Source organism: Nonomuraea polychroma (assembly GCF_004011505.1).
Taxonomy (GTDB): Bacteria; Actinomycetota; Actinomycetes; order Streptosporangiales; family Streptosporangiaceae; genus Nonomuraea; species Nonomuraea polychroma.
In genome coordinates this window covers 1,979,608-2,002,745 of record NZ_SAUN01000001.1, presented here as the reverse complement: position 1 = coordinate 2,002,745, position 23,138 = coordinate 1,979,608, and the positions used below count along the sequence as shown (strand labels likewise).

23 protein-coding genes and 1 riboswitch are annotated in these 23,138 nt (G+C 71.9%); of the genes, 11 read left to right on the top strand and 12 right to left on the bottom strand.

The features are described from left to right. Window positions 1-781 precede the first annotated feature (781 nt). Both EDD27_RS08875 and EDD27_RS08870 read right to left on the bottom strand, forming a co-directional pair. Window positions 782-973 (bottom strand): ferredoxin, encoded by a 192-nt coding sequence (locus tag EDD27_RS08875; protein WP_127931961.1) that lies wholly within the window; start codon window positions 971-973, stop codon window positions 782-784. A 6-nt stretch (window positions 974-979) separates the two neighbouring features. Then, the gene (locus tag EDD27_RS08870) at window positions 980-2,170 is read right to left on the bottom strand and encodes a cytochrome P450 (protein ID WP_127931960.1); all 1,191 of its coding nucleotides are present in this window, start codon (window positions 2,168-2,170) and stop codon (window positions 980-982) included. 97 nt (window positions 2,171-2,267) lie between these two features. Between EDD27_RS08870 and EDD27_RS08865 the strand changes: the two genes are divergently transcribed. From EDD27_RS08865 to EDD27_RS54035, 3 genes are all read left to right on the top strand, one after another. Further along, window positions 2,268-2,921: a TetR/AcrR family transcriptional regulator gene (locus EDD27_RS08865; protein WP_127931959.1), complete on the top strand. Its 654-nt coding sequence runs from the start codon at window positions 2,268-2,270 to the stop codon at window positions 2,919-2,921. A 24-nt stretch (window positions 2,922-2,945) separates the two neighbouring features. Continuing rightward, the gene (locus tag EDD27_RS54040; RefSeq protein ID WP_164903543.1) at window positions 2,946-3,095 is read left to right on the top strand and encodes a hypothetical protein; all 150 of its coding nucleotides are present in this window, start codon (window positions 2,946-2,948) and stop codon (window positions 3,093-3,095) included. 123 nt (window positions 3,096-3,218) lie between these two features. Continuing rightward, window positions 3,219-3,494 (top strand): hypothetical protein, encoded by a 276-nt coding sequence (locus tag EDD27_RS54035; protein WP_164903542.1) that lies wholly within the window; start codon window positions 3,219-3,221, stop codon window positions 3,492-3,494. On the opposite strand, the gene EDD27_RS08855 is transcribed toward EDD27_RS54035, so the two are convergent. Continuing rightward, a complete protein-coding gene (locus EDD27_RS08855) occupies window positions 3,472-4,341 on the bottom strand; it encodes a Rossmann-fold NAD(P)-binding domain-containing protein (protein WP_127931957.1) in 870 nt (289 codons plus the stop codon). The two genes, EDD27_RS54035 and EDD27_RS08855, sit on opposite strands and share 23 nt — an antisense overlap. A gap of 71 nt (window positions 4,342-4,412) precedes the next feature. Here EDD27_RS08855 and EDD27_RS08850 point away from each other — a divergent pair, with 71 nt between their 5' ends. Continuing rightward, a complete protein-coding gene (locus EDD27_RS08850) occupies window positions 4,413-4,814 on the top strand; it encodes a winged helix-turn-helix transcriptional regulator (RefSeq protein WP_127940569.1) in 402 nt (133 codons plus the stop codon). A gap of 1,782 nt (window positions 4,815-6,596) precedes the next feature. On the opposite strand, the gene EDD27_RS08845 is transcribed toward EDD27_RS08850, so the two are convergent. Continuing rightward, window positions 6,597-7,400 (bottom strand): L,D-transpeptidase family protein, encoded by an 804-nt coding sequence (locus tag EDD27_RS08845; RefSeq protein ID WP_127931956.1) that lies wholly within the window; start codon window positions 7,398-7,400, stop codon window positions 6,597-6,599. A 122-nt stretch (window positions 7,401-7,522) separates the two neighbouring features. Here EDD27_RS08845 and EDD27_RS08840 point away from each other — a divergent pair, with 122 nt between their 5' ends. Together EDD27_RS08840 and EDD27_RS08835 are read left to right on the top strand one after the other, a co-directional pair. Beyond that, window positions 7,523-7,999, top strand: a complete 477-nt coding sequence (locus EDD27_RS08840; RefSeq protein WP_127931955.1) for a YbaK/EbsC family protein — start codon at window positions 7,523-7,525, stop codon at window positions 7,997-7,999. Between the two features lie 10 nt (window positions 8,000-8,009). Continuing rightward, window positions 8,010-8,582, top strand: coding sequence for a GNAT family N-acetyltransferase (locus EDD27_RS08835; protein ID WP_127931954.1), 573 nt, complete (start codon window positions 8,010-8,012; stop codon window positions 8,580-8,582). Between the two features lie 288 nt (window positions 8,583-8,870). Here the strand turns inward: EDD27_RS08835 and metF are convergent, their stop codons facing one another. Continuing rightward, window positions 8,871-9,737, bottom strand: coding sequence for a methylenetetrahydrofolate reductase [NAD(P)H] (gene metF / locus EDD27_RS08830; RefSeq protein ID WP_241563926.1), 867 nt, complete (start codon window positions 9,735-9,737; stop codon window positions 8,871-8,873). Between the two features lie 157 nt (window positions 9,738-9,894). On the opposite strand from metF, the gene EDD27_RS08825 reads away from it, so the two are divergent. Further along, window positions 9,895-10,962 carry a polyprenyl synthetase family protein gene (locus EDD27_RS08825; RefSeq protein WP_127931952.1) on the top strand — a complete coding sequence of 356 codons (1,068 nt, stop codon included), beginning with the start codon at window positions 9,895-9,897 and terminating at the stop codon, window positions 10,960-10,962. Window positions 10,963-11,317: 355 nt separating this feature from the next. Here the strand turns inward: EDD27_RS08825 and thiE are convergent, their stop codons facing one another. The 3 genes from thiE to EDD27_RS08810 are packed head-to-tail and all read right to left on the bottom strand — an operon-like array spanning window position 11,318 to window position 13,511. Next, on the bottom strand, window positions 11,318-11,965 hold the full coding sequence (gene thiE / locus EDD27_RS08820) for a thiamine phosphate synthase (RefSeq protein WP_127931951.1): 648 nt from the start codon (window positions 11,963-11,965) through the stop codon (window positions 11,318-11,320). Beyond that, window positions 11,943-12,317, bottom strand: coding sequence for an Rv2175c family DNA-binding protein (locus tag EDD27_RS08815; RefSeq protein WP_127931950.1), 375 nt, complete (start codon window positions 12,315-12,317; stop codon window positions 11,943-11,945). Before EDD27_RS08815 ends, thiE begins: the two co-directional genes overlap by 23 nt. Window positions 12,318-12,347: 30 nt before the next feature. After that, window positions 12,348-13,511: an NAD(P)/FAD-dependent oxidoreductase gene (locus EDD27_RS08810; protein ID WP_421914961.1), complete on the bottom strand. Its 1,164-nt coding sequence runs from the start codon at window positions 13,509-13,511 to the stop codon at window positions 12,348-12,350. A gap of 59 nt (window positions 13,512-13,570) precedes the next feature. Then, a riboswitch (TPP riboswitch) is annotated at window positions 13,571-13,687 on the top strand. Here EDD27_RS08810 and EDD27_RS55410 point away from each other — a divergent pair. The 4 genes from EDD27_RS55410 (at window position 13,677) to pknB (ending at window position 18,144) form a co-directional block, all read left to right on the top strand. Then, on the top strand, window positions 13,677-15,065 hold the full coding sequence (locus EDD27_RS55410) for an FAD-dependent oxidoreductase (protein WP_127931948.1): 1,389 nt from the start codon (window positions 13,677-13,679) through the stop codon (window positions 15,063-15,065). It overlaps the preceding riboswitch by 11 nt. Continuing rightward, entirely contained in the window at window positions 15,062-15,262 is a 201-nt protein-coding gene (gene thiS / locus EDD27_RS08800) for a sulfur carrier protein ThiS (RefSeq protein ID WP_127931947.1), read from the top strand. The genes EDD27_RS55410 and thiS overlap by 4 nt, the downstream gene beginning before the upstream one ends. After that, window positions 15,255-16,010: a thiazole synthase gene (locus EDD27_RS08795; RefSeq protein WP_127931946.1), complete on the top strand. Its 756-nt coding sequence runs from the start codon at window positions 15,255-15,257 to the stop codon at window positions 16,008-16,010. Before thiS ends, EDD27_RS08795 begins: the two co-directional genes overlap by 8 nt. A gap of 199 nt (window positions 16,011-16,209) precedes the next feature. After that, a complete protein-coding gene (gene pknB / locus EDD27_RS08790) occupies window positions 16,210-18,144 on the top strand; it encodes a Stk1 family PASTA domain-containing Ser/Thr kinase (RefSeq protein WP_127931945.1) in 1,935 nt (644 codons plus the stop codon). Between the two features lie 66 nt (window positions 18,145-18,210). Here the strand turns inward: pknB and alc are convergent, their stop codons facing one another. From alc to EDD27_RS08770, 4 genes are all read right to left on the bottom strand, one after another. Further along, the gene (gene alc, locus EDD27_RS08785) at window positions 18,211-19,167 is read right to left on the bottom strand and encodes an allantoicase (protein WP_127931944.1); all 957 of its coding nucleotides are present in this window, start codon (window positions 19,165-19,167) and stop codon (window positions 18,211-18,213) included. Beyond that, the gene (allB, locus tag EDD27_RS08780) at window positions 19,168-20,547 is read right to left on the bottom strand and encodes an allantoinase AllB (protein WP_127931943.1); all 1,380 of its coding nucleotides are present in this window, start codon (window positions 20,545-20,547) and stop codon (window positions 19,168-19,170) included. Next, complete coding sequence (locus EDD27_RS08775; RefSeq protein WP_127931942.1) at window positions 20,548-21,702, bottom strand: glycerate kinase; 1,155 nt, start codon at window positions 21,700-21,702, stop codon at window positions 20,548-20,550. A gap of 88 nt (window positions 21,703-21,790) precedes the next feature. After that, window positions 21,791-23,101 carry a nucleobase:cation symporter-2 family protein gene (locus tag EDD27_RS08770; RefSeq protein ID WP_127931941.1) on the bottom strand — a complete coding sequence of 437 codons (1,311 nt, stop codon included), beginning with the start codon at window positions 23,099-23,101 and terminating at the stop codon, window positions 21,791-21,793. Window positions 23,102-23,138 lie beyond the last annotated feature (37 nt).

Sequence of the window (23,138 nt, the reverse complement as noted above, 5' to 3'; positions counted from 1 at the left end):
CGGGCTGGCCGGACGAGGAGCTTCCCCTCTCCCCGTCCGGCCAGGACACGCCCGCTCGTCTCCGCCGACGACGAGGACGTGCCCTTCGCCCGTGGACCCTGGCCGCGGGGCTCACTTGGGGAAGCGAACGGCCCGCGACCAGGTCCCGGTGACGTTGAGCCGCGAGCCTCACCGTCACTAGGTCGAACATAATTTCGATCACCCTCAAGTGTCAACTATTCCACGAACATAGGTTCGATGACCATGAAGCCACACGATCCACATGCCACTGGCGCCGAGCACGGTTGGCGCGGGGCCGCAGGCACGCCGGGCCAGAGCGACACAGGCACGCAGGCTGCACAGGGCACGGCCGACGAGAGGTGTGGGGCAGTTGCGGGGCGCTTCGGCGCGTCGCGCCGCCCAGCCGGCCGGGGTGTCGCAACATCGGCGGCCGGCATGAGCGAGGCCAGGAGTGAGCCGGAGCAACCTCGCGATCAAGCGCCGCAGCGTGCGTCGCGATAAGGGCGCGTCCGCCACAAAGAGGGTAGCCCGCGCGAAGAGGGCGGGCCGCTGCAAAGAGGATGTCCGCACAGGAACGTGGCGCCTGCCAAGAGCGTGGCCGCTGCAAAGAGCGTGGCCGGCGCAAAGAGCGTGGCCGGCGCAAAGAGCGTGGCCGGCGCAAAGAGCGTCGTGGTGTGTCAGGCTGTGCGGCGCGCCTCGAAGCGCGAGTGAGCCGTCGCCGCAGGGTCGGAGTGCGGCGACGGCGAGTGGTTCAAGGGGGTGTCAGCGTGCCGATCAGCCGTCAGGAGGCGGAGATGGCCCCCGACGGGCACAGGGTCACGGCACGGCGTACGGCGTCCTCGAGCTCAGGCGGCACCTCCCCCCGCAGCACCACCACCGTGCCTTCGTCGTCACTCTGATCGAACACGTCCGGCACCGTCAACGCGCACATGCCCGCCCCGATGCACACGGTCGTGTCTGCCTTGATCTCCATGGTCCCCTACCAAGTGACAGGGAGGCTGTGCACTCCATAGATGCTCATATGCGAGCGCATCGGCACCTCCTCGGGTGTTACGGCCAAGCGTAGGCCAGGCAGGCGCCGCAGCAGCGCAGGGTACGCGATGCGCATTTCGGCCCGGGCGAGCTGCTGTCCCAGGCACTGGTGGATGCCGTGGCCGAAGGTCATGTGACCGCTCGCGGGCCTGGTGACGTCGAGTGTCTCGCCTTCGGGGAAGCGGGACGGGTCGCGGTTGGCGGCAGGCAGGCTGAGGCCGACCATCTCGCCCGCCTTGATGAGATTGCCCTCGATCTCCACGTCCTCGAGCGCGAGCCGGAACGGCCCGAGGTGGATGATCGTGAGGTACCGCAGCAGTTCCTCCACCCCGTTCTCCACCACCGCCGGGTCGTCCCGCATGGCGGCCAGCTGGTCGGGGTTGGCGAGCAGCGCGTACGTCCCGAGCCCCAGCATGTTCGCGGTCGTCTCGTGCCCCGCGAGCAGCAGCAGGAACGCGACCCCGGTGAGCTCCTCGTCGTTGAGGTCCCCGCTCTCGATGAGCCCGCTGAGCAGGTCGTCGCCGGGCTCCTTGCGCTTGCGCTGGATCAGCCCGTGCAGGTACGCCATCGTGCTGCCGAGTGCCGCGAGCGCGTCCTCGGCCTTGGTCTCGAGGTTGACCAGCACCTTGGCGTCCTCGTGGAAACGGGCGCGGTCCTCGTACGGGACACCGAGCAGCTCGCAGATCACCAGCGACGGGATCGGCAGCGCGAACGCCTGCACCAGGTCCACGGGCCCGCCGGCGGCCTCCATGTCGTCCAGGCAGGCGTTGGTGATCTCCTCGATCCTGGGTTCGAGCATCTTCATCCTGCGCACCGTGAACTGCCCGGTAAGCAACTTGCGGTAGCGGGTGTGCTCGGGCGGGTCGGTACGCAGGAACATCCCGGGCGGCATCCGGAACTCGCCATTCTGGGCCAGCGCAGCCCGGGCGGGGAACGCCGGGTGCATCTTCTCGGGCCGGTTGGAGAAGCGCGGATCAGCCAGCACCGCGCGGGCCGCCGCGTAGCCGGTGACGAGCCAGCCCAGATGGCCGTCGGCGTATCTCATGCGGTGCATCGACGCTTGCCGGCTCAGCTCGATGATCTCGTCGGGCGGGTCCAGTGGGCGCTGGCGGTCGATGGGAAGGGTCAGATCGGACATGCCATGGCTCCTTTCCGCGTTCGTCTCTACAGAAAACCTCAATCAGTGCAAATTTTCAATGGATGAAGAAGATAACGCCATGCAGTAAAGTTCGCCCATGGCAGGACTGCGGGAGCGCAAGAAGCAGCGCACGCGCCGGGCGCTGATCGAGGCGGCGCTCCGGCTGTTCGAGGAGAAGGGGTACGCCGAGACCACGCTCGCCGAGATCGCCGCCGAGGCCGAGGTGTCCACGCGGACGTTCTTCAGCTACTTCTCCAGCAAGGAGGACCTGGTCTTCTACGACGGCGACGAGCGGCTGGAGCGGGCGCTGGTGCTGATGGCGACCAGGAGACCCGAGGAGTCGCCCACCGACGTGCTGCTCCGGCTCCTGGACGAGGGCATCGCCACGGCGGTCCAGCATGGGGAGCTCACGTTCGAGGAGGCGGCGCTGCGCACCCGGCTGGTCATGACGGAGCCGGCGTTGCAGGGGCGGGCGCTGCTGCTGCTGTTCGACAGCCAGCTCAAGCTGGCCAAGGCGCTGCGCGACGCCTTCCCCGGCGAGGTGGACATGGTCGAGGCGGCGGCTGCGGTAGGCGCGATGTTCGGCGCGGTGAAACTGGCCGTGATGGCGAACCTGGACAACGACCGTTCGATCGAGCAGATATGGGACACCGCTCGCCGCGCCGGCAAGCTCGCGCTGACCGGACTGCGTGTCCTCGACGAGAAGGCCGCTGCCCGACTCCGCGCGGATCAGCGAGGGATGGCAAGCTGAAGCCTCGAGCGGAGAGGAGCACGCATGGCGCGAACCGGTCTCGTCCTGCTGGCGCTGGGGCCGGTCCTGGCGGCGGCGTACGCGGCCGTCAATCACACGGCCATCCGTGCGGCGGCGAAGGCTCAGGTCGACGGCCGGAGTGGGCGGGCGGCCGGGTCGGCGCCGACGGGCTGACGTCGCTCGGCGTGGATGCCTGGCGGCTGGTCTGGTGGACCGCCCTGCTGGTGGGCGTGGTCGCGGTCGCCTACGCGGTCTTCGGGGTGCTCCTGCGGCGGCCCCGGCGGGGACGCGCGCTGGTTGTCGGGCTTCCTCATCGTGCCGTACGTGCTGGGGTTCGCGGCGGCGTTCCTCAATCCCGTACGGCTCCTCGCGGGCCTCTACGACGCCGCTGATTTCGCGGCGGGCGTGCCGTCCTGGCAGCCGGCCACGGCGTTCCTGCTCCTCGCCGCCGGGCTGGCGCAGGCGGCCGGGCTGGTGCTGGCGGCCGCCGAGGCAGGCGGGCGGCCGCGGGCGCGGCTGGGAAGGAAGACGCGCCCACCGCGCCGTGATGTCAGGCCTCGAGGCCGGCTTTGACCGCCGCCGCGATCACGTCCCGCACCGGGCGCGGCGCCAGGAACGCGGTCAGGTCGCTGTGCCGGGCCTCCAGCAGCCCGGCGTTGATGTTGGAGAACGTCGAGACCGTGTGCCCCGCCCGATACTCCTCCAGCCCGGCCAGCACCGGCCGCACCTCGCCCAGGGGCATGGTCCGGTACTCGACGGGCCGGCCGAGCACCTCGGTCAGCACGTCGGCGAGGTCGTGCCCGCCGACCGCGCTCACCCCTTCCAGCTCGTACGTCCTGCCCGCGTGCCGCCGCTGCGCGCCCGCCGCCAGGTCGGACCAGGCCTCGGCGGCCACGCGCACGGCCACGGCGGCCAGGTCGCCGCGGGCCACCACCGACAGCCGCCCGTCGCCGAGCGGAAGTGCGAAGACCCCGCTCCCGGCCGCCGACGCGGCCCCGGCAAGCGCCATCCCGGCCGCCAGCTCGGCGTACAGGCCGTTGCGCAGGATCGTGACGTCGAACGGGGCCTCGGCCAGCCGCGCCTCCGTCCACCGGTGCGCGAGCGCGATGGTGAGCAGGTCGCCGGAGCCGGCGAGGCTGGTGTAGATCACGTGTTCGACGCCCGCGGCGGCGGCCGCGCGCACCACGGCGCCGTGGCGGGCCAGGACGACGTCGTCCTCGGCGTACCCGGCCGACACGAACACCAGCACGTTCACGTCCGCGAACGCGGTCTCCAGCGTCTCGGGCCGGTCGAAGTCCGCGTGCCGCACCGCGTCGCCGTCGCCGGAGCTGCTCGCGCCGGCGACCTCCAGCCCGCGGGCCACCAGCCCGTCGAGAATCGCACCGCCCAAAGCCCCGGACACGCCCGTAACCAGAATCATCGAACCCCCTAGTGTGTTTCTGCTGCACCAGCATGGGCGGGCGCGGGTGCCCGCGGTAAGGAGGCACTTTCATGTCAGTCGCGCACACGGACGTAACCCCCCAGGTCAGCGGACCGTGCGGGGACGACGACTGCGGGATTCGCGACGTGCTCGACCGGATCGGTGACAAGTGGACGGTGCTGGTGATGGTGGAGCTGGCCAAGGGGGTGCGGCGGTTCAGGGAGCTGCATCGGGCGATTCCCGGCATCTCCCAGCGGATGCTGACGTTGACGACGCGGCGGCTGTGCCGGGACGGGCTGGCCGAGCGCACGGCGTACCCGACGATCCCGCCGCAGGTCGAATACCGGCTGACGCCGATGGGCCGGAGCCTGGCCGAGGCGGTCGAGCGCCTGGCCGGGTGGTCCAGGGAGCACAAGGAGGCCATCGCCGGGGCCCGCGAACGCTGGGACGCCGACCACCCCGGCGACGCGTGATGCGCCGCCGCGGGTGCTGAGCCGCGTGCACCGCGGGTTCGACCAGCTCGTCCAGCCCCGCCGCGGGCCGCCCGCGCCGGTCGCGGTCCAGCCGGCCGGTGGCGGGCCGGCGTCGGGCGGGACGATCGCGGTGCACGCGCCCGCCGGCGGCGTGCGGTCGTAGAACTCCAGCCGGCCCCACCACACCCGGTACGACAGCGGCACCCACACGTTCCACCGCACCCGCCGATCGACGGCCACCCGGCCAGGAGGCGGTGCGGGCAGCCAGTCCCGGCCGTGAGCGGGCGGGGCCGCGGGCGTCAGGTGCACGGTGAACGCGAGGTCGGCCGCCGCCAGCACGCCCACGACCAGCAGGCGCCCCCGGCGGGCCAGGAGCAGGGCCGGGGCGGCCAGACAGCCGAGCAGGACCAGGGCGGAGACCGAGGCGGCCGTCATGTCGAGCGAGTCGCGTACCCCGCTCAGGAACATCACCTCGGGAAAGTCGAACGCGATGAAGGCGTAGCGGTGCAGGCGATCGCCCGCGTACCAGGCGGCCGTGCCGCCCGTCACGGCCAGCAGCCCCGCGGCGGCCAGCGCGTGCCGCGCCACCACGAGCCGCCCGCCGCGGGCCAGCACGATCAGCCCGGCCAGCGTCCAGGCCACCGCGACACAGGCCAGGTATCGCCCGTATGCGTAGTTGCCGACGCGATGTTCGTCCGGCAGCGCGGCCGACGAGGCGTACGCGATGCCGAGCGTGGTGGCCAGCAGCGCGCCCGCCAGCACGCGGTGTGGCAGCGGTGCGGCGCGGCGTACCAGCATGGCCGCCGCGCCGGCGAGGCCGACGCCCGCCAGACCCCACGTGGCGGCGATCAGGTACCACAGTTGCCCGGCCGCCCCCGACAGCGCCCACGCCTGCCCGTCGAGGCTCGTGAGCCTGGCGACCAGCAAGCCGGACAGGTCCCGAGGCCCGCCCGGATAGAGCGCGGCCGCGAGCGCCCCGTTGAGCGCCTGCCCCGCCACCGTCGTCAGGCCCGCACTCCCCAGCGCCGCGACGGCGGCCCCGCGCGGCACCCGCCGCAGCAATGCCACCACGACCAGCGCGCACACCGCCAGCATGACCATCCCGCGCAGGTGCACCGTCGCGGCATAGCCGGCCAACGCTCCGGCCGCCGCCCCGGCCCTGGCCGAGCCGCGGGCGGCCAGGTCGTGCACCGCGACGAGCCAGGCCAGCACGACGACCGGCAGGATCGCGTCGGCCAGCGCCAGCCCGGCGAACACCAGCAACGCCGGCGACAACCCCGCCGTGAACGCCATGACCAGCGCCGCCCGCCGGCCCACGGCCATGCGCCGCAGCAGCAGGTACGCCAGCGGGTACGCGCACGCGGCCGCCATCGACCCGGCCACGACGACCATCCGGTACGCCACCACCGGATCGGCCGTCAGCCAGAAGATCGGGACGAGCAGCACGGCGTACCCGCCCTGGTAGAACGTCGAGCCGCTCAGGTCCGCGCCGGCCCCGCCGGCCAGCCACCGGGCGGCGAGGAGGTACCCGCTCTCGTCGGGATTGGCCACCGGCCCCGCGTGGTAGCGATACAGCCACAGCCGCAGCGCCACGTGCGCCGCCCATCCCGCGGCCAGCGGCAGCCACCACGGCCACGACCGGCCGTTCCAGCGCGCCGCCGGCACGATGTCCGGCATCCGGGCTAAGGACGTCATTGTCATGGATCCCCCTGAAAGTCAGGAGGAGTCCAGCAAGTGATCCATAACCGGCCCGTCACCGATTCCGGTTATGCGGGGGTTATGTCACGGGCGCTTGAATGAGCCCCGCACGTGGACGGGCACGCCCTTGCCGAGCATCCCCGGTAGCACCTGGGCCACGTTCATGGGCAGGCGCACGCACCCGTGCGAGGCCGGGTAGAGCGGCACCGACAGCGCGCCGTGGAAGGCGATCCCGCCGTTGAAGAAGATCGGGTTGTACAGCTGACCCAGGTACGACCTGTGCCAGCCGCTCTTGCGCCACGTCGTGCGGTAGTCGCCGGTCGGGGTGGTCGCGGAGCCGCAGAAACGTTGCTCCTTGCCCTGCCACACGGCGGTCTCGCAGTACGGGACGCCGCTGCCCGACGAGATGTGGGTGATCAGCGTGGCCTCGCCGTCGACGTACAGGACCATGATCTGCTTGGTCAGGTTGACCTCGGCGCGGGTCGGCTTGCCGTTCTTGACCAGCACCTTGGGGGCCTTCGGAGCCTCCAGCGCCTCCCACGTCCGCTTGGCGATCGTGCTGGCCGGCTTGATGCCGTTGACCTTCTGGAACGCCCAGACGGCCGCCAGCGTCGTGCCGCCGTACCGGCCGTCGGCCTTGCCCGGCCGGTAGCCCAGCTCGGTCAGCCGCTTCTGCAGCCAGGTGACGGCCTTGCCCTTGGCGCCCAGCTTGAGCGTCTTGCGGGGCGCGCTGTCGGGGGCCGTGGCGGGAGCGGCGGCGGGCACCGACTGTGCGCCCGCCCCGAGGGGAACGGTATGCGTGACGGCGGGCGAGGTGTGCGTACGTTGCGGCGTCTGGGTCCCGCAGCCCGAGAGCACGACGGCGCCGGCCGTCAGCAGCGCAGCCATCCCGGGCAACCGTCGAGCCCTCACCCGTACCACCTCTCACACCATTTCAGAGCGGATCAAAGGACCTTATACCAATCACCACGAATGGGTAATCAAGCGGTCAACCTGTTTAGAGTGTCTCCATGTCTGAAAAGTTGCCGGCCAACGCCGTCGTCGTGGAGGCCGCGCTGCGTGAGCGGGGGGCGAGCGGCGAGATCGTCGTCCTGCCCGAGAAGGCGCCCACGGCGGCCGCCGCCGCCGCCCAGCTGGGGTGCGAGGTGGGAGCGATCGCCAACAGCCTGATCTTCGACGCCGACGGGGCGCCGCTGCTCGTGCTGACCAGCGGGGCGCACCGCGTGGACGTGGAGCTCATCGCCCGCACGGCGGGCGTCCAGAAGGTACGCCGCGCGACGCCCGAGTTCGTCCGCGCCGCCACCGGCCAGCCCATCGGCGGCGTCGCCCCGGTGGGGCACCCGGCGCCGGTGCGGACCCTGGTGGACAACTGGCTGAGCAAGCACGAGGTGGTGTGGGCGGCCGGCGGGCATCCGTCAACGGTGTTCCCGACCACCTTTGACGAGCTTGTACGCATCACCGGGGGCACTGCGGTGGACGTCGAGTAGTGTGCGACGGGTGATCGAGTTTCGCGGGGCGGGGCCGGCCGCGTTCACCGAGCGGCTGGAGACGGTGATCGGCATTTACACGGCAGCGATGAACCCGCCCCGGGACCAGATCACCGGCCGCAAGTCCATCATGCGAAATCATGCGACATATCCGCATTTTCAATGTTATTTCGCGGAATTGCGCGATTCGTCCCCGTCTGGGGAGGTGCCGGAAACCCGAGTCGTCGGCTTCGCGTACGGCTTCCGCGGCGCGCCCGGGCAGTGGTGGCATGACGTGGTGTTCAGGGCGCTCTCGGAGCAGTCGGGCCGGGAGGTGGCCAACGCCTGGCTCGGGTACGCGTTCGAGCTGGCCGAGATCCATGTGCACCCCGATTACCAGGGCAAAGGCATCGGCCGGGCCATGATCAGGACGCTGTGCGCGGGCCGCCGCGAGCGCACGGCCGTCCTGTCCACCCACGACCAGCCCACTGCCGCCCGCCACCTCTACGCCAGCCTCGGCTTCACGGACCTGCTGACGAGATTCGTCTTCCCGGGCGGCTACGAGGAGTACGCGATCGCCGGCCGTCCTCTGCCCTTCACCTGAGGGTGCCGCTGATGAAGGCGTGACTCATGGGTTTATCGCCGCATACCCAAGGGCATCGTAGTTAACGGAAAGTGACGGATCCTTTACATGCCGTCTACCCCTGTCCCCCCGCCCGTCACCCGCCCGGTCCCCCTGCGGGCGGGTGACGGGCTCACCACTTTCAGGGCCCACGTGACGCCGTAACGGCGCCCGGCCCTGTGCGGGGTCAGACAGCGTCTCCCTGGAGGCCCCCAGCCCTGGTCGGCGGGTGGGTGCCGCTGGGCGACCGTCACGAAGAAGGGGGTTGGATCAGGCGGAGAGGGTTATCGGCGCGATGCGCTGGAACACCTCGCGCGTGGCGCTGGAGCGGTTGAACGTGATGAAGTGGATGCCCGGCGCGCCCTCGTCCAGCAGCCGCTGGCACAGCTCGGCCCCGTGATCGATGCCCAGCCGCCGCACCGCGCCCGGATCGTCCGCGACCTCCTCGAAGCGCGCCGCCACCTCCGGCGGGAACGGCGCCCCCGACAGCTGCTCGGAGCGCGCGATCGTGCTCATCTGCGTCACCGGCATGATGCACGGGATGATCGGCGTGTCGCAGCCCCGGGCCGCCACCCGGTCCCGCAGCCTCAGGTAGTCCTCCGCCTGGAAGAACATCTGCGTGATCGCGTAGTCGGCCCCGGCCTCGCACTTGCGCACGAAGTATTCGGTGTCGGCCTCGATGGACGGCGAGCGGGGGTGCTTGTAGGGGAAGGCGGCCACGCCGACGCAGAAGTCGCCCGCCTGCCTGATCAGCCGCACCAGCTCCTCGGCGTAGAGCACGCCCTCGGGGTGCTGCACCCACTCGGCGGTGGGGTCGCCCGGGGGGTCGCCGCGCACGGCCAGGATGTTGCGCACCCCGGCGTCGGCGAAGCGCCCGATCAGGTGGCGCAGCTCGCGGATCGAGTGGTTGACCGCGGTGAAATGCGCGACAGGCGTGAGCGTGGTGCCGTGGGCGATCCGCTCCACGATGTCGACCGTGCGGTCGCGGGTGGAGCCGCCCGCGCCGTACGTCACCGACACGAAGGTCGGCCGCAGCGACTCCAGCTCCCTGATCGCCCGCCACAGCTGCCGCTCGCCCTCGTCGGTCTTCGGCGGGAAGAACTCGAACGAGAACGTGCGGCCACCGGAAGCGAGCATCTCGCGAACGGTGGGAACACGATCGGGCCGGATTGAGGGTCGACCAAGCGCCATGGCCCAAGGTTACAGGTACCCCGGCCGGAGCGACGGGTACGCCGGACACGCTTGAACGTGAGCCGGGATCGGAGCGCGCTCGCCCGGCCACTAGTCTCAAGACATGACCACTGACGCCGCGCGTATGCAGCACCTGCGCACGCACGTGGAGCGGGCCCTGGGCGAGTTCGTCGAACGGCAACTGCCCGCCCTCGGCGACCCCGATCTGGAGCCGCTGCGCACGGCCGCTGACGACCTGCTGGCCGGCGGCAAGCGGCTGCGTCCCGCGTTCTGCTACTGGGGCTGGCGCGGCGCGGGCGGCACCGACGTGCCCGAGATCTTCACCGCGGCTGCCTCGCTGGAATTACTGCAGGCCAGCGCGCTCGTACACGACGATGTGATGGACAAGAGCGACCTGCGCAGGGGCATGCCGGCCGCGCACCGCCGCTTCCAGGCCATGCACGAGAAGGCCGGCTGGCACGGCTCGGCGGAGCAGTTCGGCGAGGGGGCGGCGATCCTGCTGGGCAACCTGCTGCTGCTCTGGTCGGGTGAGATGTGGCGCACCAGCGGCCTGCCCCGCGCGTCGCTGGAGGCGGCTCAGCCCGTGCACGACCACATGCGTACCGAGCTGATGTGCGGTCAATACCTCGACCTGCTGGAGCAGGCGCACGGGGAGAACACGTTCGACTCGGCTCTGCGGGTGGCGCTGTTCAAGAGCGGCAAGTATTCGGTGGAGCAGCCGCTGAGGCTTGGGCTCGTGCTCGCCGCCCAGGAGCTCGCGCCGTGGATGGACGATCTGTGCACCGGGTACGGCACGCGGGTGGGGATCGCGTTCCAGCTGCGTGACGACATCCTGGGCGTGTTCGGCGACCCGGCGCAGACGGGCAAGCCGGCGGGGGACGACCTGCGCGAGGGCAAGCGCACGATGCTCATCGCCCGTACGCTCGCGGCGGCGTCCCCGGGCCAGGCCGAGACGGTCCGGCGCCTGCTCGGGGATCCGGGGCTGGACGCGGACGGGGTGGCCACGCTGCGGCGGATCATCGAGGGCACGGGGGCGCTGCGGGAGTGCGAGGACCTGATCGGCGACTACCTGGGCGCGGCGCTGACCGCGCTCGACCAGGCCCCGATCACCGCCGAGGCCCGCACCGCGCTGACCGACCTCGCCATCGCCGCCACATCCCGCAAGGCCTGACCTTCCCACCGGTCGCGAACGCGCCACCGGACAGAAACCCCGCTGTCGCACAGCGCCACGCGTCCGAACAGCAGCCGTCCCACCGGGCACGTCTGTGGGCGGGCGCGTCGCTGGAGCGGGCCTGTCAAGCCGGCCAAGCGCCTCGGCGGCGGCGAGCGCCAGTCGGCACCATACGGTAGGCCGGCCGGACTGCAGGCCAGACGGCCGGACGGCAGGGCGGTCTGTCGGGGCGACCGGCCGTCAGTCAGGCGACCGGCCGTCAGTCAGGCGACCGGCCGTCAGTCAGGCGACCGGCCGTCAGTCAGGCGACCGGCCGTCAGTCAGGCGACCGGCCGTGTCAGCAGGCGACCGGCCGTCAGCCGGCCGCGGCTGCCGACAGGCGCTTGGAGAACTCGGCTGCCGCCGCGCCCGGGTCGTCGGCGTCGGTGATGGCGCGTACCACCACCACCCGGCGAACCCCGTATGACATGACCTCGTCCAGGTTGGCGAGGTCGATGCCGCCGATCCCGAACCACGGCCGCGACGTCCCCAGCGACGCCGCGTGCCGCAGCAGCGCGGGCCCGGGGGCCGGGCGGCCGGGCTTGGTCGGTGTGGGCCAGATGGGCCCGCAGCAGAAGTAGTCGACGCCCTCCTCCACCGCCGCCGCGGAAGCCTCGGCGGTGGAGTGGGTGGATCGTCCGATGACGATGTCGTCGCCGAGTATCTCTCGCGCGACCGTCACAGGAAGATCGTCTTGCCCCAGGTGGAGCACGTCGGGCCGGGCGGCGTAGGCGATGTCCGCCCGGTCGTTGACGGCCAGTAGTTTGCCGTGCCGGTCGCAGGCGTCGCGGAAGACTTCGAGGAGGGCGAGTTCGTCGCGTGCCTCCAGGCCCTTCTCCCGCAGCTGGATGATGTCCACGCCGCCGGCCAGCACCGAGTCGAGGAACTCCGCGAGGTCGCCGCGGTCGCGGCGGCCGTCGGTGCAGAGGTAGAGGCGGGCCTCAGAAAGCGAGGGCTTGGGCACGCCGCTTGACCTCCGTGTGACGGCCGGCCTTGATCGCCTCGATGGGCGACCCCGGCAGGGACTCGTCGGGGGTGAAGAGCCAGCGCAGTGCTTCGACGTCGTCGTAGCCGGCGTCCTGCAACACGGTCAGTGTGCCGGGCAGGCCCTTCATCACGTCCTTCCCATCGAGGAACACCGCGGGCACCTGCGGCCCGCCGCTGCCCCGGCGCACGCCGAGGAGCTTGTGGTCCTTCAGGAGCTGCTTGGCCCGCCCTATGGGAAGCTCAAGGCGCTGGGCCACTTCGGGGAGCGTCAGCCACTCGTCCACGAGCTGGTCGGTCTCCCGGTCGATCTGTGCAACAGAAAGCGTCACGAAACCACAACTACCACATGCCGTGCTTGCTCAAACAACACAATCTCGTAGGGATACTTCTGGATCTACCAGGCGTTCCGCGTCGAGACGGTGTCCCGCGCCGATGATTCTGCGTCCCTGTACGAGATCTCGCGGCCGATCCACGGCGAGCACCGCGGCCAGGGCGCCGTCGGCGGCGAGCCAGACGGCCGACCACTTGCCTTCCGGGTCGCCGCGGTAGATGAGCCGCTCCCCCGCCGGGTGGTGCCCGGCGTACTGGACCATGTGCCCGAACTGCTCCGACCAGAAGTACGGCACCGGGTCGTAGACCGCGTCCTCGCCCAGCAGCGTGGCGGCGGCGACCTCGGGGGCGTTGAGCGCGGTGTCCCAGTGCTCGATCCTGAGCCGGGTACGGAAGCGGCGCGACCACCAGGCGGCGCAGTCCCCGACGGCGACCGTGTTCGGCAGGGAGGCCCGCAGGTGCTCGTCGACGACGACGCCGTTGTGCAGGTCGATGTCGGCGTCGGCCAGCCATTCGACGGCGGGCCGCACGCCGATGCCGGTCACGACCACGTGGGCCTCGACGAACTCGCCGTCCACCAGCCGCACGCCGCCCTCGTCCACGGACCGGACCATGGTGTTCAGCCGCAGGTCGATGCCCTCGTACCAGCGCTGGGTACGGGCCCCGATCTCCGTGCCGACGGCGGTCGCGAGCGGGGTGGCGGCCGCCTCGATCACCGTGACCGCGCAGCCGGCGCGGCGGGCGGCGGTGGCCACCTCGGCGCCGATCCAGCCGGCGCCGATGATCGCCACCCGGGCGCCGGGCACGAGCATGGCCCTGAGCTCGTGGGCGTCGTCGAGGGTGCGCAGCACGTGCTGGGGCCCGTCGCCGGGCAGCCTGATCGGCTCGGATCCGGTGGCGATGACCAGGCCGTCGTAGCCGACTTCGCCCTCGGTGGTCTCCACGACGCCCGCGCGCAGCGCCTTGGCGCCCACGCCCGGGCGGAAGGCGACGTCGAGTGCGGTGAGGTCGGTGTCGACGAAGCTGCTGTCGGCCTCGCCGAGGAGCACGCTCTTGGACAGGGGCGGGCGGTCGTAGGGGCGATGCCGCTCCTGCCCGATCAGCGTGATTCTGCCGCCGAACCCTCGCCCACGCAGGGCCTCCACCGTGCGGACGCCCGCCAGGCCCGCTCCCACCACCACGACATTGTCCACGTTCATGACCTTAACGGGGGCCGTTCTTGGACGTCGCACCGAGGCCGTAGGCTGAGGAGGTAAAGACGCGCGGGAGTCCGGCCGTTACCGGGCTGAGAGGAAGGCTGCACCGGGCCTTCGACCGCAAGACACCTGATCCGGATCATGCCGGCGAAGGGAGCGCATGTGGATGTGATCGTAGGCGGCGGGATCGTCGGACTGTCCATCGCGTGGCGGATGGCCCGGGCGGGGCGCGCGGTCACCGTGGTGGATCCGGCTCCGGCCTCGGGGGCCTCCTACGCGGCGGCGGGGATGCTGGCCCCGGTCAGCGAGGTGACGTACACGGAGGCGCCGCTGCTGCGGCTGGGCATGGCGTCACTGCGCCGCTGGCCGTCCTTCGCCGCCGAGCTCGCCCAGGACGCCGGCCTCACCGGGCGCAGCGACGACGCCCTGGCCACGGCGGGCGGCATCTCGGACGGGACGGCCCGGTCCGGCGACGGCGATCCGGGGACGACCGCCGAGGTGGCCGGGCTCGGGGCGTTCGGCGGGCTGGAGATCGGCGACGCGGCTCGGCACGGGCTGGACCTGCGTGCGGACGGGACGCTCGACGTGGCGTTCGGGGCCGACGATCTCGCGGCGCTGGACGAGCTGGCGGCTTTCATGGACAAGCTCGGGCTGCCGGTCGAGCGGCTGACCGGGCGCGAGTGCCGCCGCCTGGAGCCCATGCTGGCCCCGTCGGTGCGCGGCGGGCTGCTGGCTCCCGGCGACGCCTGGGTGGATCCGCGCCGCGTGACGGCGGCCCTGCTCGCGGCCCTGGAGCGGCTGCGGGTGCCGCTGGTGCGGGCGCGTGCCGCGGGCCTCCTGCGCGACGAGGACGGCAGGGTCATCGGGGTACGCCTGGAGCCGCCGACGGGTGCCCCCGGCACGCCGCGAGAGGAATCTGAGCCGCCGTCCGAGCTGCGGGCGGAGCGGGTCGTCCTGGCGGCGGGGGCCTGGAGCGGCGAGCTGGCCGAGGTGCCGGTGCGGCCGGTCAAGGGGCAGATCATGCGGTTGCGTTCCCCGCAGCCGCTGCTCAGCCGGTGCGTACGCGGCACCGTGCACGGCTCGTACGTCTACCTCGTCCCTCGCGGCGACGGCGAGCTGGTCGTCGGGGCCACCCAGGAGGAGCTGGGGTTCGACACCAGGGTGACCGCGGGCGGGCTCTACGAGCTGCTGCGCGACGCCAGAGAGCTGGTGCCGGGCGTGACCGAGCTGGAGATCGCCGACGTGGTGGCCGGGCTGCGGCCGGGCACGCCGGACAACCTGCCGATCATCGGCCCGAGCGGGACGCCGGGGCTCGTCCTGGCCACCGGGCACTACCGGGGCGGTGTGCTGCTCGCGCCGCTCACGGCGGCGCTCGTGCTGGGCGACGCGGGCGATTCGAGCGGCTTGGGCGACTTGGGTGGCTCGGGCGACTTTGGTGGCTTGGGCGACTTGGGTGGGTCAGGCGACTTGGGTGGGTCAGGCGACTTGGGTGGCGAAGAAGGTCGGCTGGCGGCGTTGTGCTCGCCGGGGAGGTTTCAGGAAATCTCATGATTGTGACGATCAACGGGGCCGCGCACGAGGTCGCCGACGGCACGACCGTGGCGCAGGCCGTACGGACCTTGACCACGGCCACCACCGGGGTGGCCGTGGCCGTGAACGACGAGGTGGTCACGCGGAGCGCCTGGGAGACGACGGCGCTCAGCGACCGCGACCGCATGGAGGTGCTGACGGCGGTGCAAGGTGGATGATCTGATCATCGCCGGGGAGAAGTTCTCCTCCCGGCTCATCATGGGGACCGGCGGCGCGCCTTCCCTGGAGGTGCTCGACCACGCGCTGGCCGCGTCCGGCACCGAGCTGACCACGGTCGCCATGCGGCGGCTGGACCCCGGGGCCCGCGGCTCCGTTCTGGACGTGCTGCGCAAGCGGGACATCAAGGTGCTCCCGAACACGGCCGGCTGCTTCACGGCGGGCGAGGCCGTGCTGACGGCGCGGCTGGCCAGGGAGGCGCTCGGCACGAACTGGGTCAAGCTGGAGGTCATCGCCGACGAGCGGACGCTGCTGCCCGACCCGATCGAGACGTTCGACGCGGCCGAGCGGCTGGTGGCGGAGGGCTTCGTGGTGTTGCCGTACATCGGCGACGACCCGGCGCTGGCCCGGCGGCTGGAGCAGGCCGGCTGCGCGGCCGTGATGCCCCTGGGGGCGCCGATCGGCTCGGGGCTGGGCATCCGCAACCCGCACAACATCGAGCTGATCGTGGAGGCCGCCTCGGTGCCCGTGATCCTCGACGCGGGCATCGGCACGGCCAGCGACGCCGCGCTGGCGATGGAGCTGGGCTGCGACGCCGTGCTCCTGGCCACGGCGGTCACCCGGGCGCAGCGGCCCGATCTCATGGCGGCGGCCATGAAGTCGGCGGTGGTGGCCGGGCGGCTGGCGCGGCAGGCGGGCCGCATCCCGCGCCGCCGCTACGCCGAGGCGTCCTCCCCGATGACCCCCTGACACGTCCCGCCGGCACGTGATCACGCCACGCCACGATGCCGCCGTGCCCGCCCCTGGGGCGGGCACGGCGGCGGGGTTGTGACGCAGGTGGGGCTGTGTCCGGTTCGGCGGGCGTGGGCACGTTCCATCGAGCACGGCTCCGCATCGGTTTCGGGCGGTGGGGCCCTGCCAGTGGCAAAACGCCCGTAAACTCTGCTGGGTGGACACGACGACTGCGGACCCCCTGGTCGGGCGGCTCCTCGATGGGCGCTATCGCATCGAGAGCCGGATCGCCCGGGGCGGTATGGCGACCGTCTACCTCGCGCTGGACGTCCGGCTCGACCGCACGGTGGCGCTGAAGGTCATGCACCGCTCGCTCGCCGAGGACCCGGCGTTCGTCAGGAGGTTCATCGGCGAGGCGAAGTCGGTGGCCAGTCTCTCCCACCCCAACGTGGTGCACGTCTTCGACCAGGGCACCGACAACGACGTCGTCTACCTGTCGATGGAATACGTGCCGGGCCGGACGCTGCGCGACATCCTGCGCGATCGCGGCCGGCTGCCCGCCCGCGAGGCGCTCGAGATCATGATCCCGGTGCTCGCCGCCCTGGGCGCGGCCCACCAGGCCGGGCTGGTGCATCGCGACGTGAAGCCGGAAAACGTCCTGATGACCGACGACGGCCGGGTCAAGGTCGTCGACTTCGGCCTGGCCAGGGCCATCGAGGCGACCAACCAGACCCGTACCGGCGTGATGATCGGCACGATCGGCTACATGGCGCCCGAACAGGTCACCACCGGCGCCGCCGACGTGCGCAGCGACGTCTACGCCGCGGGCATCATGCTGTTCGAGCTGGTGACGGGGCAGCAGCCTTACGACGGCGAGACGCCGATGTCGGTGGCCTACCGGCACGTGCACGACACCGTGCCGGCGCCGTCGTCGCTGGTCCCCGAGGTGCCGCCGCTGGTCGACACGCTCGTGGCGAACGCGACGGCCCGTGAGCCCGGGGACCGTCCCGCCGACGCGACCGCCATGCTCGTCGCGGCCGTGGACGCGCACCGGATGTTGCCGCGGACGTCCACTCCGCCGCTGTCGCACTCCCAGCCCCACGGGCTTCACCAGCCGCCCACGCCGTCCCAGCCCAACGCCAGGACGGCCGTTCACGCCGCGCAGTCGGCGCCTCAGGCGGCGCCGGCGCACACGCTGATCCAGCCGCGGGCTGAGATGCCGCAGCGGCGCGGGTTCCGGCCCAACTGGTTCCTGGTGATACTGGCCGGCGTGATGGTCGTCGCCGTCGCGCTGACCGGGTGGTACTTCGCCCAGCCTGAATACGTCGCCGTACCCGAGTTGGTGGGCAAGAGCCTGGCCGTGGCCGAGAAGAACGCCGCCCGGGCCGGGCTCAAGATCAAGACGGTGGACGGCAAACACGACGAGAACGTCGCCGAAGGGCTCGTGCTCCGCACCGACCCGGTGGCCGAGACCGAGGTGGAGCGGGGCGCCACGATCACCTTGGTGCCCTCGCTCGGGCCCAAGCGCGTGGTCGTGCCCGATGTCGCGGGCATGACCGGCAACGACGCCCGCGACAAGATCGCCGCCGCTGGGCTGACCGTGGGGACGGTCACGCGAGTGGCCAACACGGAGGTCGAGCGCGACAAGGTCATCCGCACCTCTCCTCAGAACGGCGAGAAGGTCAAGGAAGGCGCGAAGATCGCCATCTTCGTGAGCGCCGGGCTGGTCATGCCGGACGTCGGCGGCATGCCGAAGGACGAGGCCGCCGCCTACCTCGGCCAGCAGGGCTTCCAGGTGCAGGTCCAGGAGGTGGACGACGACGCCGAGCCGTGCACGGTGATCGCTCAGACGCCCAAGGCCAAGGCCGAGGTGGACCCGGGCGCGCAGGTCATGGTCACGGTGGCGCGGTGCCAGGACTTCCTCAACTGGTTCGGGCGCGGTGACGATGACGACGAGGCTCGTGACGATCAGCAGTTCACCCTGGTGCCCGGGGTGATCGGCAAGGACGTCAAGGACGCCAAGTCGGAGTTGGAGGCGCTCGGGTTCAAGGTGCGGGTGCAGCGGCTCGGGAATCGCGGCGTGGTGCAGTTCCAGCGGCCTCTTCCCAACAGCGAGCGCCCGGCCGGCTCCACGGTCTTCCTCTGGCACTGACGCCCGGCGGTGCGACCGGTCCCGGCCGCACCGTCACGGGTGCGGGATGCTCCTCAGCCGCCGGTGTCAGGTCAGGTGGCCGTGGAGGCGGACTCTGGCCAGGCCGCCGTCAGGGTAGATGTCGACGCGTACATGAGTGACGGGGTCCGTGTGGTCGAGCCTGAAGCGGTGGGAGGTGTCGGGCTGGAGGCGGGTCCGGGGCAGGAGGTCCACGTGGCGCGCGTCCGGGCCTTCACCGTCGAGGCCCGTCAGGGAGACCCAGCCGGGGGCGTTGAAGAGCAGGTTCGTGGTGTCGATCTCGGCGAGCCGGATGATGCCGCGGCCGGCCAGGCGGATCACGAGCCAGTCGTTGCCCTCGTCCCGGCGCCGCGCGGTCTCCCAGCCTTCCGCCTGGTGGCGGGCCAGCCCGGGGAAGATGACGTTGTTGGGCGCCGAGTAGAACTCGTTGGAGCAGGCGGTGACCAGGGCGCCGTTCTGGAGGGCGGCCAGGTCGAGGCTGAGGCCCTCGTGGACGGACAGGTCGGGCCGGGGCTCGCCGTGCACGCGGAGGCGGGCGACGCCCCCGTCGGGGAAGATGTTGAGCCGTACGTGGGTGTAGCGGCCCTCGTCGGTGACGGTGAGGTGATGCTCGGCGTCCCCCTTGAGCTCGGATCTCGGGACGATCTCCACCCAGTCGGCGGCCAGCAGCTCGGCCGGTGACGGATAGCCGACGACGGCCGCGGCCTCGACGGAGGCGTGCGGCGGGTAGTTGCCCTTGAACCAGGCCGTGTCGATCACCACGCCGCGGATCACGCCGGGGATCCCGAGGCGCACCAGCGCCCAGTCGTGGCCGGGCTCGCGGCGGCGGCGGGTCTCCCAGCCGTCGTAGACCTGGCCCTTGTTGCCGAACGTCTCCGCCTGGAAGCCGGGCCGCCCCGGCCGGATCAGGCTCTCCTTCTCGGCGAACGACTCGTCGCTGGCGGCCACGACGGAGCCGCCGAGCGTGCGCAGGGCGAGGTCCGGCAGGGTGATGAAGCGCGACATCTATTTCTCTCCCAAGATCATGTGCTGCTCGGCCGGCTCTCCGGCCATCATGCGCTGCCCGGCAGGCAGGAAGCGTCCGTGCGGCTCGCCGTCCACCGGACGCCCCCGCAGCCACGTGGTCAGGACGGCGCCCTTGAGTACGCGGCCGTGGTACGGGGTGACCGGGTTCTTGTGGTGCAGGCGGGCGGCGTCCACGGGGTTGTCGGCGACGGGATCGAAGGCGACCAGGTCGGCATCATTGCCCGGCTTTATGCCGCCTTTTCCAGAAATTTCGGCCAACGCCGCCGGATTGGCGGACATCCAGCGCACCACATCACCCAGCCCGTACCCCCGGCGGGACGCCTCCGTCCACACGGCGGGCAACCCGAGCTGGAGCGAGGCGATGCCGCCCCAGGCGGCGGCGAAGTCGGGCACCTTCAGGTCGGCAGGGGACGGCGAGTGGTCGGACACGACACAGCTCAGCACACCTCTCGCCAGCCCGTCCCACAGCCGGTCCCGGTTGACCTCGGAGCGGATGGGCGGGCAGCACTTGTACGCCGTGGCCCCCTCCGGCACCTGCTCGGCCGTCAGCGTCAGGTAGTGAGGGCACGTCTCGGCCGTGACCGCCACGCCACCGGCCTGCGCGGCCTCCAGCACGTCCAGGCAGTCGGCGCTGGAGACGTGCAGGATGTGGACCCGGGCGCCGGTCTCCCTGGCCAGCTCGACGACCCGCTCGACGGCGCTGCGCTCCGACGTCCCGGGCCGCGATTCCAGGAATTCCGGATAGGTGGGGCCGGCGGGCTCCCGCAGCAGGGCCGGGTCCTCGGCGTGCACCACCATCAGCCCGCCGCCGCCCGCCGGAGCTCGGAACCCGGCGATCTCCTCCAGCGCCCGCCGCAGGTCGGCGTGCTCCAGAGGCGGGAACTCGTCCACCCCCGACGGCGACATGAAGCACTTGAACCCGTACACGCCGCGCTCGTGCAGCGGCGCGAGCTCCTTGACGTTGCCCGGCACGGCCCCGCCCCAGAACCCGACGTCCACGTGGCACTGCCCGCGCGCGGCCGCGAGCTTCTCCTCCAGAGCCGCCACGCTGACCGTGGGCGGCAGGGAGTTGAGCGGCATGTCGACGATCGTGGTGACGCCGCCCGCGGCCGCCGCCCTGGTGGCCGAGTCGAACCCCTCCCAGTGCGTGCGCCCGGGCTCGTTGACGTGGACGTGCGTGTCGACCAGCCCGGGGAGCAGCGCCAGGTCGCGCAGGTCGATGTCCTCGGCGGCGTCGAGCGGCGCGGCGTAGTCGTACAAGGCGATGATCTTCTCTCCCTGTACGGCCACCGCGGCCGCCCGCTCCCCTTCCGGCGTGACGGTCCGGCGGGACCGGACCACGAGGTCCAGCTGCGTCATTTACTCCCCTTCGAGATGGTCGGCGGCGATCCTGGCGGCGAGTTGCTCCAGCAGGGGCCCGGCCTCCGCCATGCAGCGGGCGAGGTCGGGCTCCAGGTCCGTGAGGGCGTACGCGGCCTGGATGCCGGCGGCCTTCAGCTCCTCGTCGCTGAGCGTACGCCGCCCGCAGACGGCCACCACCGGCACGCCCGCCTTGGCCGCCGCCTGGGCCACGCCGATCGGCGCCTTGCCGCGCAGTGACTGCTCGTCCAGCGACCCCTCACCGGTGACGACCAGCCGCGCGCCCTGGACGTGGGTGCCGAACCCGAGCAGGCCCAGCAGGTAGTCGATGCCGGGCCGGATGTCGGCGTGCAGGAACGCCAGCGCCGCGAACCCGACCCCGCCGGCCGCCCCCGCCCCGGGCGCCCCGGCGACGCCCATGGGACGGGGAGTGTCGTCATGCTCGACCGCCCCGAGCAGCCCGTGGGTCTGTGTGGCCACGGCCGCCAGCCGGGAGAGCGCCGCTTCCAGCGTCGTGACATCCTCAGGTGTGGCGCCCTTCTGGGGTCCGTACACGGCGGCGGCCCCGTGCGGGCCGAGCAGCGGGTTGTCCACATCGCTCGCCACCACGAACTCAACCCCAGAGATATCCATAAATCCGGACATGTCGATGCGATCCAGCCCCTTCAACGCCGCCCCGCCCCGAGGGAGCTCGTTCCCGCCCGCGTCCAGCAGCCGGACCCCGAGCGCCTGTGCCATGCCCGCTCCCCCATCCGTGCACGCGCTGCCGCCCAGCCCCAGCACCACCCGCTTGGCCCCGCGCCGCACGGCGTCCGCGACGAGCTCGCCCGTGCCGTAGCTGGTGGCGGTCAGCGGCTCGCGCTCGCCCGGCAGGCGGCGCAGCCCGGACGCCTCCGCCAGCTCGACCACCGCCGTGCCGTCCCCAGGGTGCCGGCCGTACGAGGCGGGGATGCGCTCCCCCGTCGGCCCGGTCACCTCGATCGTGATCCGTTCGAAGCCGCAGGCCACGGCGGCGTCAACGGTCCCGTCGCCGCCGTCGGCCACCGGGAGCTCCACCGTGGGAACGCCGAGTCCCGCCGACACCCGCCGGGCCACCTCGGCCGCCGTCAGCGATCCCTTGAACTTGTCCGGGGCGACCAGAACATGCTGAACCACTACGAACTCCCACACGATGATGAACAATGGCCGGACACGCCTTCCTGCCCGGTGCGAGCGGGCAGGAAGGCGTGACGCTCATCATCCCTCAGCCCGTCCGCTGGCCGGCGCGCAGGTGGTTGAAGACGAGGTTCAGCACGATCACCAGCAGGCTGCCGGTGCTGATGCCGCTGTTGAGCACGGTCTGGGCCCAGTCGGGGAAGCCGGCGTAGAACTCGGGCGCCCCGACCGGGATGGCGGCCACCCCGATGGACACCGCCACGATGACGAGGTTGTGGTTGCCCTCGAAGCTCACCTTGGTCAGCGTCCGGATGCCGGAGGCGGCCACGGTGCCGAACATGGCGATCCCGGCCCCGCCGAGCACCGGCTGCGGGATGGCCGCGACCACCGCGCCGAGCACGGGGATCAGGCCGAGCACCACGAGGATGCCGCCGGCCGCCGCCACGACCCAGCGGCTGCGTACGCCGGTCAGCCCGACGAGGCCGACGTTCTGGGCGAAGGCGGTGTAGGGGAAGGTGTTGAAGACGCCGCCCAGCGCCGTGGAGAACCCGTCGGCCCGCAGCCCGTCCGCCAGCCGCCGCGGCGTGAGCTCCGACCCGGTCATCTCCGCCACGGCCACGAAGTCGCCGGTGGTCTCGGTCATGGACACGAGCATGACCACGCACATCGAGATGATCGCGGTGACGTGGAAGGTCGGCAGCCCGAACGCGAAGGGCGTGCTGATGCCGAACAACCCGGCCGAGCCGACGTGCGAGAAGTCGGTGAAGCCCAGCGGGATCGCCACCACCGTGCCGGCGACGATGCCCACCAGCACCGCGACCCTGCCGAGGAAGCCCTTCGACAGCCGGTAGACGGCCAGGATGAGCAGCAGCACGGCCGCGGCCATGGCGATGTTGCGCGGCTGCCCGTAGGTGGGGCTGCCGACTCCTCCCGCGGCCCAGTTCGCGGCGACGGGCAGCAGCGACATCCCGATGATCGTGATGATGGTGCCGGTGACGAGCGGCGGGAAGAACCTCACGATCCTCGCGAAGTAGGGTGCGACCGCCACGACGAGCAGCCCGGAGACGATGACGGCGCCGTAGATGGCGGGCAGCCCGCCCTGCGTGGTGCCGATCAGCACCATCGGCGTGACGGCCGCGAACGTACAGCCCTGCATGATCGGCAGCCGCACGCCGAACCGCCACACGCCCACGCACTGGATGAGCGTGGCGATGCCGCTGATGAGGAGGTCGGCGTTGATCAGGTAAGCCAGCTGGTCGGGAGGCAGCTTCAGCGCGCCGCCCACGATGAGCGGCACCGCCACCGCGCCCGCGTACATCGCCAGCACGTGCTGCAGTCCCAGCGTGCCCAGCTGCGCCGCCGGCAGCCGCGCGTCGACCGGATGCACCTCGTTCGCCATGGCTACTCCAAGGGAGTTGGGGGGTGACCTCCAGTGA

What these genes read in the sequence shown, in the direction of transcription:
- EDD27_RS08875 (WP_127931961.1), bottom strand. Translation starts at nt 973, where the DNA reads ATGGAGATCAAGGCAGACACGACCGTGTGCATCGGGGCGGGCATGTGC.
- EDD27_RS08870 (WP_127931960.1), bottom strand. Translation starts at nt 2,170, where the DNA reads ATGTCCGATCTGACCCTTCCCATCGACCGCCAGCGCCCACTGGACCCG.
- EDD27_RS08865 (WP_127931959.1), top strand. Translation starts at nt 2,268, where the DNA reads ATGGCAGGACTGCGGGAGCGCAAGAAGCAGCGCACGCGCCGGGCGCTG.
- EDD27_RS54040 (WP_164903543.1), top strand. Translation starts at nt 2,946, where the DNA reads ATGGCGCGAACCGGTCTCGTCCTGCTGGCGCTGGGGCCGGTCCTGGCG.
- EDD27_RS08855 (WP_127931957.1), bottom strand. Translation starts at nt 4,341, where the DNA reads ATGATTCTGGTTACGGGCGTGTCCGGGGCTTTGGGCGGTGCGATTCTC.
- EDD27_RS08850 (WP_127940569.1), top strand. Translation starts at nt 4,413, where the DNA reads ATGTCAGTCGCGCACACGGACGTAACCCCCCAGGTCAGCGGACCGTGC.
- EDD27_RS08845 (WP_127931956.1), bottom strand. Translation starts at nt 7,400, where the DNA reads ATGGCTGCGCTGCTGACGGCCGGCGCCGTCGTGCTCTCGGGCTGCGGG.
- EDD27_RS08840 (WP_127931955.1), top strand. Translation starts at nt 7,523, where the DNA reads ATGTCTGAAAAGTTGCCGGCCAACGCCGTCGTCGTGGAGGCCGCGCTG.
- metF (WP_241563926.1), bottom strand. Translation starts at nt 9,737, where the DNA reads ATGCTCGCTTCCGGTGGCCGCACGTTCTCGTTCGAGTTCTTCCCGCCG.
- EDD27_RS08825 (WP_127931952.1), top strand. Translation starts at nt 9,895, where the DNA reads ATGACCACTGACGCCGCGCGTATGCAGCACCTGCGCACGCACGTGGAG.
- thiS (WP_127931947.1), top strand. Translation starts at nt 15,062, where the DNA reads ATGATTGTGACGATCAACGGGGCCGCGCACGAGGTCGCCGACGGCACG.
- alc (WP_127931944.1), bottom strand. Translation starts at nt 19,167, where the DNA reads ATGTCGCGCTTCATCACCCTGCCGGACCTCGCCCTGCGCACGCTCGGC.
- allB (WP_127931943.1), bottom strand. Translation starts at nt 20,547, where the DNA reads ATGACGCAGCTGGACCTCGTGGTCCGGTCCCGCCGGACCGTCACGCCG.
- EDD27_RS08770 (WP_127931941.1), bottom strand. Translation starts at nt 23,101, where the DNA reads ATGGCGAACGAGGTGCATCCGGTCGACGCGCGGCTGCCGGCGGCGCAG.